Genomic DNA, 14,135 nt, shown 5'->3' with positions numbered 1-14,135 from the left:
CAGGACGTTGGACGCGAGACGGGCCAAGGCTGTGAGAGCTAGCGCCGCGCCCGTCTTTCGGATTTTCATTTTCTGGCGGCTTTATTCAAAGAACGACGGAATTACTTCGGATCGCTCTTAGTCCTTGTGCAGCAAGATAGCCGACAATTGCAAGAAGCGCCGAGAACGGGTATGCGGCAAACCAATATCACACCGATATCTTCGCCGACAAAGACGGGTGACTCTGTCATTTCTTTCCCCCGGAGTTATTATCCTCGTCCTTGATCTCATAGCTCTTGCGCGCCTTCTTGTAGCTGCTGTCGAATGGCTTGATCTTCAACAAGGCAGCGCGGCTGGTCATTCCACCTACTAGTGCGATCCCGAATCCGAAGAGCAGAAGAAATCCGCTCCAGAGTGACGGTTCGACGTATTTAATTGTCCAGTACATAAGACCAATGCCAATAAAAATCAGGCATAGTCTGAACCAACGCGTGAAGTTCCCGTCGTCAAGAATTCTAATTTTTATCATTTTTATTTCCGCTTCCATATTTCCTGTCAATCACCTGTTTTATGTAGTTGTTGAAGGTGTTTTGGACCGCCTGCGATGCACTGCCATTGTTAAGTACGTTAGCGGATTCATTGATTGCTGGACTGAGCGCCGGATACTTTTCCGATACCGCGTTCGCCGCGATACCGATTCCCCCAGAGGTCAGATATTGGCCTACATCAGGCTTAACCATTTGCGCTACAGCGTCGGCCGTAAATCCCGCAACCGTGGCTGCATAGGCCGCTGCCGAGAATCCGGCAGAGTAAGGCGAAGGAACAGTTGCAGCGGCAGCCGTCGCGGCACTGAACCTTCCCGCATTGGTCGACACCATCGAAGCCACGTCAGCGGTTGTACCTCGCATGAAATTTTCGTCCGATTGATCGAACTTCGTGAACGGCCCGGTGATATTGGCCGAGCCACTATGTCCCGTCAGCGCATATGTGAACTGACTCGGCACCTGTCCCGATGAGGCGCCGTTGTAGTTCGCAAGAATGTAGGACTGCAGCTGCGGATCGGCCTGCGCGGTCACTTGCGTCAGGATCGGCTGACCATTCGCCGTCGTGCCACCCGATATCCATTTCGCGCCGGAATCCGTAGGTGTCTGGCCGATCAGTGTCGTCGGCGCGCCCGATTCGTTCGTGCCGTTATTGCTGACACCCATGATACGCAACTGGCCTTCGATCTGCGCCCGGCTATATTTCCCGCCGCTCTCGTCAGCCAACCGCTTCGCCAGCGTCTTTTCCTGCGGATGCAACTGCTGGTTGTACAGGATTGCAAACAGCAACCCCGGCTGGGGCAGGGGTTGCTGTTTAGGCGTTTTTTGTCTTGAGCCAAGCAAGCAACGTAAAGACTAACGCTATTAGAAGTGCAATCCGGACTATTGAAACAGTATCATTCCATCCCGGTGAGTAATGCAACCCATTGAACGTGGCGTATGCATAGCTCCCACCGAACCAGGCAATTGAACAGGCAACTAGCCAAATGCAGGCCGTACATAAGAACACAGTTGCTAATCGGCGAATCATTTCTTGCTTCCTGTTTGCTGTGCTCGTTTGATTCCGCCTTGCACAATCTCTTGCAAAGTTCCTCCAGTGATTCCGCCACCAATGACCGCAGTATTGTTCGGGTTGAACAGATTGTAACCACTCCCTGACCACGCACCGGTACTTGTCCACGAGCCCGCGTTATTAATCGTTGGTCGCATGATCGAATTAATCGTGTTTGCGGTGATTGCGCCTGCACCATAACCAATTGCGCTAAATGCACCACTGGTAACGCCCGCACCAATGATATTGTCGTTTTTTCCTTGGAATTGATTATTAATCGCGGTCGTCGCTCCGCCGTTAAGCGTATTTACAGCAACGTTCCACGCCAGATTTTTATATACTCCACCAAGGTCATAGGAACCTATAAAGCCAGTTGCATACGCTCCCCCAACATCCACCCAATTGACATTTCCGTTCTGGATGTATTGGGAACCCACGCTGAGCGTAGCACTAATAGCACCGGTTCCAGCCTTCGAGGCCAATGCTGCCGACCCCAACGCTCCGTCAATCCCGAGGATCGGTGTACCGGGAATTGCCGCCAATGCGGGAAGCACCGCGGGCGCAGCCAGAGCCCCCGCAATCGCAAGACCCACTGCGGGATTCGCTTCGTGACCAGGTAATGCTCTCTGTTCAGGTGTCAGCGAATGATCGGCATTGCCATAGAGGAACGGGCTGTTGTACTCCGCAGAGGTGGCCCGGAACATGTCGCCGCCATACTGGCTGATGAACGCCGTTGCATATTTGTTTCCATCCGGTGCCGGACCCGCGCTCGCTGCCGCATCCACCATACGATAGCCACTCGCCAGCAGCATCTGCTGCGCCTGATCTGGCGTGATGGTCTGCCCGGTCTGGTCCTGGTAGATCTGCGCGAACTTGCCCGCATTGTCCTTGGCCCATTGGCGCTCGTCAGGATGCAACTGCCGGTTGTACCGGTCCACGTCCGAACTGGAGAACGCCCCCGCGCCACCCGCCGCCGCACCCGCGCCAGTCGCGATCACGTTCGCCACAATGTTCCCGAGCGCCTTGTTCACGTCCGTATCACCGGTCGGATTCGATGCCGCAATCGAACCGCTCAGTTCGTTCAGCGTCGGCGCAATCTTCGAACCAATCGCCGCACCCGCCGCGCCCGCAACCGCGCTCCCCACGCCACCGCCAAGACCCGCCACCACAGCCGCTCCTGCCGCCTGCATCGCCGCGCGCTTGTCACCGCCTTCCGCCCATTCAGGATCGCCCGTTGCCGCCTGTTGTGCCTTCGCATAGTCACCGATGCGTTGCGCGACCGCCTGACCTGCGGCCTGTGCTGCGCTCATCCGGTCGGCCTGCTGGTTCAGGAGGGCATTCACGTCCGGTAGCCTGGATACCGTGCCGTTCGTGTTCGTCGTGTCGCGACTCAGGCCAGCAACGTCTTGCGTCTGATGCGCGGTGTCCGTGACGGTAATCGTGCCGGCGCTGACCGCGCTGCGCGTGGTTGCATCCGACGAGCCGCTGTCGTTCTGCGGAAGCATCGGCGAGACGCCGCCGCCGTTCGTGCCCGAAGCGGGGCCGACCGACTTGCCGCTGTTCGCGAGTGCCACGCCCGCGCTGATGCCGTTGCTGTTCGCGTCGTACTGCGAGTGATTAGCGATGTCGCTGTACGTCAGCGTGCCAGTGGTCAGGCTGTTCTTTGATGCGTCTGCGGTACTCGCGATGACCGCGCCGGTTAGACCCGTATTGCCCTTGACGTTGACGGCGTAGCCGCCGTCGCCCGCGTACAGACCCGCCTGTTCATTCACACCCGCATAGCTGCCGTCCGCGTGGCCGTTCTGCGCGCTGAAACTCGCGCCGCCGCCGCCCTGGCTGATGGTAAAGCCACCGCCCGAACTGCTCTGGTGCGCCGCACTGTTCGTGATGTCCTGCACACTGGCGATGTTCAGGTTGCCGCCCACGTCGGCCGTGATCTGCCTGCCGTTGACCTGTGAGCCGATGACGTTCGTATCGCCACCCGACGCGATGCTGACGCTGTTCGCGCCGTTGACGTGCGAAGCGTTCTGTATGGCCGCGTCGCTGTTCGCATTGCCGTGCGCGTTCGACATCGACGCCGAAATACCGAAGCCGCCGCCGGTCGTCCATTGCACGCCGACGCTTGCGCTGCTCGAACTGTTCGAACTGCGCGTCGAGTCAGTGTCGGTCGTGTTGACGATGTCGACCTTGTCCTTTGCCGCCAGCACGACATCATTTGCGGTGACGTTCGAGCCGGCAATCGTCACGTTGCCCGAACCGGGCGTACCGTTACCCGTCGCCACGAATGCCGCCGTCCCGCCTGCCTGCACGTTCGAGCCGCTGTTCAGCGTCTGGCTCTCACTCGCGTCGCTGCGGCTGCTGCTCGAACCGACCGAGACCGATACACCGATGTCCGGCTTGCTTTTGCCGGTCACGGCGCCCGCCGCGCCGCTGCCGGCCGTATAGGCATCGTTCGCCGCTGCAATGCCGTGCAGCGCTGCGGCGCGGCTGTCGCCGCTACCCGCCGAATTGCCCGCCGCGTGCCCCTCGGAGTAGGCATTGTTGATTGCATCGCCCATGCTGCCAGCGAGCCCGACCGAGACACCGCTTTGCTTGACCTGATGTGACTCGTCGTGATTTGTCGTGCCTTGGGCCGCGTCAATGGTCACGTTCGCGCCCGTGCCCGTGACGTTCTGAGCCGCGATGATGTCGCTGCCCGAGACGTGCAGGTTGTTGCCGGCCGTCATGCTTACGCTGCCGTCCGTGCTGCCGACGAGGCTCGCGTTGTTCGTCACGCTGCTTTCGTTGGCCGTATCCTTCTGGTCACGCGTGCCGTAGTTGATGGACAGGCCGCCGCCACTGAGCGCGCCGAAGCCCGACTTCTTTTCCTCGTGGTACGTGCTGCTCTGGCTCGTGTCCTGCGTGGTCGTAATGGTCAGGTTGTTGGCTGCCGCGAGCGCGACATCATTCGTCGCTGCGACGGTCGAGCCCGCGATGGTCATGTCGTGACCCGCTGCACCGTTGACCGAATCGCCGGCCACCGTCGAGCCCATCGTCACCACCTGATGCGAGGCCGTTGCGTCGTCCGTCTGCGTCTTCGAGAGGAACCCGGAGTGCTCGTAGTGCGACCATCCTTGTGCGTCATGCGTCTCCGTCACCCCACCGATGTTCACGTCGCCAGTGGCAACGAGATTCGTTGCGCCCGTGGCCGCCGTGACGCTCGAACCCATGATATTCAGGTTGCCGCTGCCGTTCTGGCCCGCCGCAAGGGTGGTGCTGCCGCCCGCGCTCACCGTACTACCGCGTACCGCCTCGTCATGGCTCGACGAAGCGTGCGCGGCGCGGCTGTCGTTGAGCGACTGTTCATCGTGCGAGTACGTATCCTTCGCGGCGCCCACCGTCACGTCGCCGCCCGCGACCATCGCCATATCCTTGCCGGCCGCAACAGTCGAGCCGGTTATCGTCGTATCGCGCACCGATAGCGTTGTCACATTGCCAGCCCCCGTGATGGCGCTGCCGACGTTCTGCGTGAGCGTGGCGTGCGACGCGTTCTGTCCGCCCTGGTCGGTGGAATACGTCGACGAGGTCAGCGCCACCGTGCCCGCGTTGATGTCGCGACCGGCTGTAACTGCCGCGTCGCCGCCTGATGCTATCGCCGAACCTGCAAGGTTCACGTCGCGCGCTGCCACTGCCGTAACGCTGTTCGAACCGGAAATCGTTGCGACCGACTGCACGCCCATGCTGCTTGCACCCGACTCGAAAGCCCCGGCGCGATCCACCGCAGAAACCTGGTTTGTCGTGGTGACATTGTTGATATCGCGACCCGCAGTGACAACCGTATCGACGCCGCCAATCCGTCCGCCGATGTTGTTCACGTCCTGCACGGCGCTGACCGTCGTCGTGCCGCCGCTGCCGATCACGCCCTTGTTGACGATGTTGTTGCCGATGATGGCCGTCGCCACGTCACCGACAACGTGACCGCTGTTGCTGAAGTCTCCCGACGCGTTCTGGATGACCTGATTACCGGCGACAAGCGCGCCGCTATCCTTCAGGTCGACCGTGCTCGACTGTGCCAGATAAAGCTTCGGCACGAGTACGGTTTGCTGCGAACCGTCCGGCAGTGTGACGGTCTGGTTGACGAGCCAGACCATGTCGGTTGTCAACTGCCGCATCTGTTCATCGGTCAGGCCCATGCCAACCGACAGGTTGAACGCCTTCGAATACGTCACGCCGTTGTTCATGAGCGCCGCGTACTCGTCGAGGTTGGTCGCGTAGTCGTTGAGCATCGAGCGGCCGGTCAGTTGAGTGACCTGTTCGCGAATCAGTTGCGTTTCGTAGTAGCCGTCGCCGAGCCTCTTTTCGATGTCCTGTGGATTCAGCCCAAGCTGTCCGAGCATGTAGTCGCTCGAAATGAACTTCGTGTAACTCGTGAAGCGCGGGTTCGTCTCAATGAGGTATTCCGTGCCTGGCGCGGTCTGGTACGTGTAGAGCGCTTTGATGGGCAGTTTCAGGTCTGGGATGCCACCGTCCGCCGTGCCGAGCGTCTGCGGCCTCTTCGTCTGGTCGCCGGTCGTGGCAATGTTCTGCGTGCTGCCGCCCTGGCCGGTCACGCCCGTAACCGACGTTGCGCTGCCGTTCGTGGTGACGCCGCCTGGCTGCGTGCCGGTCGCGTCGCCGCCCGCCACGCCCGAGCCGGTGACGGTCTGGCCGTGCCGGTCCACCGATGCAATGGTGATGTCCTGCGCGTCGGTCTGCACGGTCTGGTTCGATGTCGCGATGGCGGGCAGTGCGTCAATGGTCGTTGTCGACTGCGTGATGCCGTCGTATTTCCCGTTGTCGAGCGGTCCCTGGGTGCTCGTGCTGCCGCCCGTTTTCTGGTGCCAGTAGTAGATCGACGTGGTTTGTGCGGTCACGTCCTGCTGTAACACCGTGCCCGTATCGTTGACGCTGCCGCCAATCGCGCGGCGTGTCAGGTCGCCGCCTGCCGCCATCGTCGACGACTCGTTATTGATCGCGCCGCCGTCCGCGTTCATGCGGATCGCGCCCTGCGCGATCATGTTTGCCATCGCGCCGCTGCTCACAAGCTGGTCGGCCGTGGTCGTCGTCGTGGTCGTGCGCGACTTCTCGACGAAGTCATGCGAACTGCCGAGGTCGAAACGAAGGTCGTTCTGGTCGGGCCGGATGTGCTTGTTCGGGTCGAAGTCCGGCCAGAACGTAATGGACACCGTACCGTCCGGGTTCTGCGTCAGGCTGTTGTACCACTGCGTTGCGTTCTGCGTGATGTCGCGCGCGACCACCGTCGAGCCCGACATATAGTGATCATAGACCGGTTCGGTCAGCGAAAACGACTGCGCGGTCGTGTCGAGATTCGTGACCTGCGAGGCGGGAATCGTCACGGTAATGGGCCGCGCCAGGGCGTTGTGAACTTCCGTTCCTATCGCCTTGGGGTCCCAGTTCCATTGTGGGAAGTCCAGGCTGTGATAGTGGCCGAAGACGCCCGCCGAAAGATCGTCGCCAAGGTCAGCCGTCCACATCGTCAGCGTGTTCGACGTGGTCACTGGTGTGCCTGGCGCAACGACAATGTTCGGGCGGATGTTGTTGATCGTATGGCCCGCCAGGTCGATGTCGCCTTCGGCCTGCATGTCGGCCGCGATGTTGTCGATGGTGTTGGTCTGGTCCGCGAGCATGCCCGAGGCGTCGCGCGTGCCGTCCTTGCCGATTTCCAGATTGCCGGCGCTGTAGATCAGTGCGCCGTTGCGATTCGTCACGGAGTTCGACGCGTAGATGCCTACCTTGTCCGCGCCCGCGATGACGGCGGCCGCGCCGTCGTTGGTCACGTCGGTTGCGTTCAGCGTTACGTCGTTGCCGATGATGCCGCCTGTGTTGTTCAGCGTCGGACTGTTCGTGGTGACCTTGTCGCCTTCGATGATGCCCGCATTGCTGATCGTGTCCGAAGCGGTCACGGTCGTCGCCGATGAATTCATGTCTGCGCCGGCCGCGTTGACCACGTTTGCGCCGCTCGCGTTCAGCGCGCCGCCTGCCGCCAGTTCGGCGTTGTTGGTCAGCGTGCCGCTTGCATGGATCGACATATCGCCATCGGCATTCAGGTGGTTGTTCGCCGTGTTGGTGTAGTCGCCCGCAATGTCCAGCGAGAGGTTGCGGCCCGAGGTCATTTCGCCGTCGCCGCTGATGGCGCCGCTTGCCGCGATGTCGCGGTTCGCGCGCACCGCGCCGTCGACATTCGAGAACGATGCGACATTCGCAGTCACGTCGAGACCGCCGAGCATCGTGCCCGCGTCGTTGATGACGGCCGTTGTCGCCTGGCCGATGTTCAGCGCCGTGCCGCCGTAGGCCGTACCGCCCCGGTTGTCGATGGTGTCGCTGATGGCCAGGTTCGCCGCGCCGCCCGCGACCACGTTGCCGCCGCTGGCGTTGTCGAGCGTCCGGCCAGTCAGTGTGGCATCGCCATTGCCGCCCATCGTGCCGCCGCTGTTCGCGATGCCCGAGCCCGACGTGATGGCGGTTGCGCTGTCGCCCGCGTTGGTCATGACGCCGTTCGTGTTGTCGAGCGCGCCGGCCGACACATTCATCGTGCCGTGCGCGCCGTTGGCCGTCATCGCGCCATTCCGGTTCGTGAGCGTGCCGCCCGCGTTGACGCCAAGATCGCCCGCGGTCTGCGCCGCGCCAGCCGTGTTGTCGAAGTCGCCGCCCGTCGTGGCGCTCAGGCTGTCATGCCCGTAGAGCAGGCCGTTCGCGTTAACGATGCCGTTCGTGGCGTTGACTGTCGCGGCGTGTTGCGCAGTGATGGAGCCGTTCGTGTTCTCCAGGCTGGCGGACTGCGTGCTCACGGAGCCATTCGACGCGATCTGACCGTTCACGTTCGACAGGTCGCCCGTCGTCGTCACGTTCAGCGTGTCCGTGCCGGCATGCGTGATGGATCCGTTGTCGTTGTCGATGGCCGAGCCGCTGAGCTTGAGGCTCGACGCATTGCTCGCGATCTTGCCGCCGCTTGAATTGTCCAGCTTGCCGCCGGCCTGCACGGTCTGCGCGTCCGCGCCGGATTGCAGGATCGTACCGCCCTGGTTCAGCAGGTCGCCTGGCGTCGAGACGCCGACCGTCGTACCTTCGATGTCGCCGTCCGTGTTGTCGATGGAGCCGCCCGAGACGGTCGTCGTCGCCCCTGTCATTGAGCCCCCGCGGTTGTCGAGCGCGCCGTTCGCGCTGGCGTTCAGCGTCTGACCGGCACCCATCGTGCCGTTCTGGTTCACGAGGGCTTGCGCCTGCGCGCTCAGGTTCTGCTTCGCGGTCATCGTGCCGCGCGTGTTGTTGACGGTCGAGCCGTGGACGGTTGCTGAACCGTTGCTGCCGATGTTGCCACCGACGTTCGATACGCCATTCGTGCCTGTGACGTTCAGCGCATTCGTACCTGCGTGCGCGATGGTTCCGCTATCGTTGTCAACGCTCGTCCCGCTGATGCTGAGGTTGCTCGCGTTACTCGCGATCTTGCCGCCGTTGGCGTTGCTGACCTTGCCGCCTGCCTGTACGGTCTGGTCTCCTGTGCCCGATTGCGTGATCGAGCCACCTTCGTTCAGCAGGTCGCCCGATGTCGTAAGCGCGAGCGCATCGCCATTGATGTTGCCCTTCGTGTTGTCGATAGAAGCGCCGGAAACGGTCGTGGTCGCCCCCGAGAGCGTTCCGCCTGCGTTAGACAGAGCGCCGGTGGCCGTTGCCGTCAGCGTGCTTCCTGCCGTGGCCGAGCCGCTGTTGTCGAGGTTCCACGCGCGCAGCACCGCGTTCGCGAGCGCGGAGACTTGCCCCGTGTTCGTGAACGTGTAGGCGCTCGCGCTGACATTGCCGTTGCCGCCAATCACGCCGCCCATGCCGTTCAGCAGTGCGCCCGCGATGCCGAGGTTCAGGCCGTCGCCGTTGAGCGAAAGGATATGACCGGCCGTGTTGTCGAGCGATCCCGCAATGACACTTTGCGCGCCCGCGGACTGCATGACGCCCTGGTTCGCCATTGCGCCCGTGATGTTGGCGTTCAGTGTGCCACCCGACACCACCTGGCCGTTGTGGTTCGACATCGCGCCCGCAGTCAGTGTCTGCGCGCCGCCCGACGACACGCTTGCATTGTCGGTCGTGAGCGTGCCGCTTGCGCGCGCGGAGAGGGCATTGCCGGCCTTTACCGATGCGCCCGTGAGGTTCGCGTCACCCGCGCCGGCATTGAGCGAGAGATTGCCCGTTGCCGACGTGTCGCTGCCCGCGAGGTTCACGCCATTGCCAGACAGCGCCACGTCGCCGCCCGAAACGTTATGACCGGTGGCTGTGAGTCCGCCCGAGCCGCTGACGTTCAGGTTTGCCGCTTGCGTCACGACGCCGTCGCTGTTCACGCCCGCCGCGAGCGTGCCGGTCGAGTTCACAGAGCCCGCGCTGGCCATCGTGTTCTGCTGCGCGGCAACGGTGCCGCTATTGCTTAGCGCGCCCGCCGTGTTCAGGCTGACGTTCTGCTGCGCGTAGATCGTGCCGCTGTTTTCGATGCCATCGCGCGCACTCGCGCTGATGTTGCCGCTTGCATTCGCCTGGCTGGCGAGTACCAGCTTGCCCTGTGTGGTCAGCACGAGGTCGCCGGCATTTGCCGCAACGATGCCCTTCAGCGACACCCCAACACCCGCCTCCGTGCCCACGAGATAGACGCGATTGGCATACATGCCGCCCAGATTGCTCACGTCGACGGCGACACCCGGCGCGGGGCCGTCGCCTGCAATCGGCGTGGCGCTCAGGGCGTCATGGTCGATCCTGTTCGCGCCCGTGATGACGTTCAGGTTCTTCGCGTAGATCGCCGCGTTGGTTTGAATCGCACGGGCCAGCAAGTCAACCTGATCGACATTCGATGCGTTCAGGCCCGCGCCGTTGACCGTGATGTTGCCGCCCGTGACGTTGAAGCCCGAGAGGGAGCCGTCCGGTCCAAAGCTCGGCGTGCCGGTTGTCAGAATCGCCCGGCTCGTATTGATAAATCCGCCACCTGATACGGAAATGCCTGACGGCGACGCCAGTACGACCTCGGCCCGACTGCCCGCAACTTCGACGTACCCGCCCAACTGGGCGGGGTTCTGGCTGTTGACCTGATTGACGATAATTTTCGCGGATTGACCCGGCGCAAGGTTCGGATTGCCGTTGATCATCCCTGCCTGTTGGGTCTGAACAATCGAACTCGCGTTGTTCAGGATTGCACCCCGTGATGGCACGTCGAACCGGTTGTAGGTGTTGACGGAAACGCCTGACCCGCCCGCAGGACGGTTGATGTTGACCTGGTCAAGACCATTTTGGGTCTGGATGACGTTCGGTGCGTGCGCGCCGCCCGCAACGATCTGCGCAAATGCGAGCATCGGCACAGGCGCCAGCAGTGCCGCAGGCAGGAGGCGCCGCAATATCAGGCATATTCCTGTCGAGCCCGGCGAACACGATTCTCCAGCTTTGCCAGCGGCCGTCGCGGTTTCCTCGACGGCGACGAGCATTCCCCGATGTCGATTGAAGACAAGCCGATGGTTGTTCTTGTTCATTCTGACGCCTCGGCAAGCCATTTTTTAACGGCTTGTAAACTAGCTCTCCATTTGCGTGGTGCGTGAAGCCACCGCTGCAGAAACAACGCTGCAGGTCAAATCAGACTCGTCTGATCGTTTCGTGCGCGCGACTCTGCTATCTCTTGCGCGCGAGAAATAGCCCGCATTGCGCGGGCTTGATGGGGTTGCCATCGGGTCGCAGGAGGGCGGTGACCAGATGGCATGCCGTGTTGCGATCGTTTGCGTGCACGGTAAGGGGCAAAAATCGTTCAATTCTGGCTGCACGTTTCACGACAGCATTCTTAACCTTTTGCCCGGCCGCTTCTCGGCCGCCTCTCGGCCACTTCTCGTTCCTTTCCCGAGCCTGCAGGGCGGCCCGCGAGCCGTGCCGCCCGCCCGCGGCCATTGCACGGCGCCCCTGAAAACTTGACCGGCCGCTGCTTCCGGCATACGTTGCGCGTCGCCGGAATCTCATTGCCGCTGGCCACACGAGCGTTGTCCGCGGCCGCTGGCCTCCTATTGCACGAACTCTATGCGACGCCTTCCTTCGCTGATTGCGCTGCGCTTTTTCGAAGAAACGGCGCAACACCTGAGCTTCAACCGCGCTGCCCAGTCCCTGTGCGTGACGCAAGGCGCGGTCAGCCGACAAATCAGGATTCTTGAAGAGTCGCTGGGGGAAAAGCTCTTCGAGCGTGATCCCCGTGGCATCAGGCTCACCGAAGCCGGGGCGCGTCTCTTGCCGTGTGTTTCCGCCGCCTTCGATATGCTCGAGCGCGGCACTCACTCGTTCTCATCCACCAAGACGCGGCGCCGGCTCGTGCTTGCCTTGCCGCCGACGTTCGCGACGCAATGGTTCTCGGCGCGCTTGCCGCTGCTTTCGGCCGCGCTGCCCGACGTCGAGCTTTCCGTGCGGACGAGTTCGGTGGCCGATTGCCACTGCACGATTCGCTTCGGGCGCAGCGCATTGCCCGGCGCCTGCTCGGAGCTGATTGCGGTGGAGCGGCATACGCTGGTTGGTGCGCCCTGGCTGGGCGGCGAGCCGGTCGAGGCGCTGGTGCGCAAATGGCCGCGGCTGCATGTGCTGCACGAGGGCGAGCGGCTCGGCCTGTGGCCCGACTGGCTCGAAAGCGCGGGGCTGCCCGGCGGCGACGAGGACAACGGCATCGAATTCTCGACGCTCGAGCAAGCTATTCACGCCGCGCGCAAGGGCGCGGGCCTCGCCATCGTCGACCGCAACATGATCACCGAGGAGCTGGCGAACGGCAGTCTCGTCCCGTTCTCCGACGTGCAGGTGAATGGCCCCTACGGCTACTGGCTCGACATCGGGCGCGAACACGCGCAGCTCGCGCATGTGCAGGCCTTTGCGGACTGGCTGCGTCAGCAGATCATGATCGCCGAGTAGGCTGCGGGCAAGGGCGGCGCGGCGTAGCCGAATGCCAGCCCGTCCAGCAATAAAAAGAGCGCGCGGCCCAGGGCTCGCGCGCTGTGTCTTGCGCGGCGATAAGCGCCGCGCGCCAGTCAATGGTGACTCGCCTGATTGAGCGTCAGGTGCTTCGTTTCGGGCGCCCACGCAATCGAAACGATCATGCCAACCAGCAACACGGCGGCGAGCGCCATCATCGTCGGATGAAAGCCGAACTCGGCGATGCCGAGCGGCAGCAAGAACGTGCCGATCGCCGAGCCAAGCCGGCTGCAGGCAATCGCAACGCCTACGCCGCAAGCGCGCACCGAGGTCGGGAAGCACTCCGGCGGATACACCCCCACGAGATTCGAGAATGCGGACATCGTGACCGTGAAGAGCGCGAATGCGACGATCATGGGCGTACGCGCGGAGTCGGGCAGCACGCTCAACATGGCGAGCGATGCGCAGGTGATGGCGAACGAGCTGATCAGGAACGTGCGCCGCGGCAGCCGGATCATCAGCCAGATGCCGAGCAGCGCGCCGAAGATCAGCATGCCGTTGAGCAGGAAGTCCGCGCCCGTGCTCTCGTCCAGATGCACGGCCTTGAGGACCGCGGGCAGGAACGTGTAGATCGCGAAGTAGGGAATCACGAGGCACACGAAGAACGTGCAGTTGAACAGGGTGCGCCGGATCAGGTCGGCCTTGAACAGGCGTGCGAAGCCATCGTTGGCGTTCTTCGGCAAGTCGGCTGGCGTATCGAGCACGACGTCCGGCCCGAAGTATTTGTGCACGATCGCATTAGCCTCTGCGATGCGGCCCTTGCTTTGCAGCCAGCGCGGCGATTCGGGCGTGCCGATGCGCGCGACGAGTACGGCGAGCGCCGGCACGCCGGCTGAGGCGAGGAGCCAGCGCCATGCGTCGGGCGACGCGTCGGCGTAATGGATGCCGAGCACGCTGGCCGCCACGTAGCCGATCGTCCAGATCACGCTGAACGAGCCGAGCAGCGTGCCGCGGTGCTTGCGCGGCGAGAACTCCGCGAGGAACGTATGGCCGACGGCGAAGTCGCCGCCCATGCCCACGCCTATCAGAATCCGCAGCACGCACAGCATGAGGGGCGAGCTGACGTAGAACTGCGCGAAAGCGGCGATCGTGATGATCAGAAAGCTCAGGAGAAAGATGCGCTGGCGGCCCATGTGGTCGGAGAGCCGGCCGAACACGAGGCTGCCCAGAAAAATGCCGATCAGCGCGGAGCTGCCCACCATGCCGGTCCAGAACGTATCGAGCGGCATTTGTTTGTTGAGCGACGCGAGCGCATAGCCGATGGTGCCGAGCGCATACCCCTCGGTGAAATGGGCGCCGAAGGTCAGCCCGGCAATGCGGATATGGAACGCGTTGACGGGAATGTCGTCGAGCGTCACGCGTTGCGCTTGCTCGGCCGCTGTGCCTTGAGCCGGCGCGTCGGGCCGCGTCTGCACTTCTTCGAGCGCGGTTGGCCACGAGGGAGGTTGAGTCATGCGGTCTCCTTGATACATTCTGATTGGTGTCGGGCGCGGCGCCGCATCGTGCGGCGCGCAGATTGCTGCGTTCGGCGCTTTGCGTGCACCTTCCCGCGCAAACGACACGGG

At 62.7% G+C, this 14,135-nt stretch carries 5 protein-coding genes; 1 reads left to right on the top strand and 4 read right to left on the bottom strand.

All coding sequences use genetic code 11. The annotated features are described in order from the left end of the window. Window positions 1–226 precede the first annotated feature (226 nt). From EYW47_RS21610 to EYW47_RS21600, 3 genes are all read right to left on the bottom strand, one after another. Entirely contained in the window at window positions 227–526 is a 300-nt protein-coding gene (locus EYW47_RS21610; protein ID WP_133196878.1) for a hypothetical protein, read from the bottom strand. Continuing rightward, window positions 495–1,310: a hypothetical protein gene (locus EYW47_RS21605; protein WP_133196877.1), complete on the bottom strand. Its 816-nt coding sequence runs from the start codon at window positions 1,308–1,310 to the stop codon at window positions 495–497. The genes EYW47_RS21610 and EYW47_RS21605 overlap by 32 nt, the downstream gene beginning before the upstream one ends. A gap of 237 nt (window positions 1,311–1,547) precedes the next feature. Next, window positions 1,548–11,108, bottom strand: a complete 9,561-nt coding sequence (locus EYW47_RS21600; protein WP_205710120.1) for a hemagglutinin repeat-containing protein — start codon at window positions 11,106–11,108, stop codon at window positions 1,548–1,550. Window positions 11,109–11,640: 532 nt separating this feature from the next. On the opposite strand from EYW47_RS21600, the gene EYW47_RS21595 reads away from it, so the two are divergent. Then, a complete protein-coding gene (locus tag EYW47_RS21595) occupies window positions 11,641–12,510 on the top strand; it encodes a LysR family transcriptional regulator (protein WP_133196876.1) in 870 nt (289 codons plus the stop codon). A gap of 116 nt (window positions 12,511–12,626) precedes the next feature. Here the strand turns inward: EYW47_RS21595 and EYW47_RS21590 are convergent, their stop codons facing one another. Next, complete coding sequence (locus tag EYW47_RS21590) at window positions 12,627–14,024, bottom strand: MFS transporter (RefSeq protein ID WP_133196875.1); 1,398 nt, start codon at window positions 14,022–14,024, stop codon at window positions 12,627–12,629. Window positions 14,025–14,135: the final 111 nt, after the last annotated feature.

Origin of the sequence: Paraburkholderia silviterrae (assembly GCF_004353915.1) — a bacterium.
Lineage (GTDB): Bacteria > Pseudomonadota > Gammaproteobacteria > Burkholderiales > Burkholderiaceae > Paraburkholderia > Paraburkholderia silviterrae.
The sequence above is the reverse complement of the archived record's forward strand: the minus strand, read 5'-3'. Positions and strand labels throughout refer to the sequence as shown.

Coding starts and splice junctions, on each gene's coding strand:
- EYW47_RS21610 (WP_133196878.1), bottom strand. CDS start 526: ATGGAAGCGGAAATAAAAATGATAAAAATTAGAATTCTTGACGACGGG.
- EYW47_RS21600 (WP_205710120.1), bottom strand. CDS start 11,108: ATGAACAAGAACAACCATCGGCTTGTCTTCAATCGACATCGGGGAATG.
- EYW47_RS21595 (WP_133196876.1), top strand. CDS start 11,641: ATGCGACGCCTTCCTTCGCTGATTGCGCTGCGCTTTTTCGAAGAAACG.
- EYW47_RS21590 (WP_133196875.1), bottom strand. CDS start 14,024: ATGACTCAACCTCCCTCGTGGCCAACCGCGCTCGAAGAAGTGCAGACG.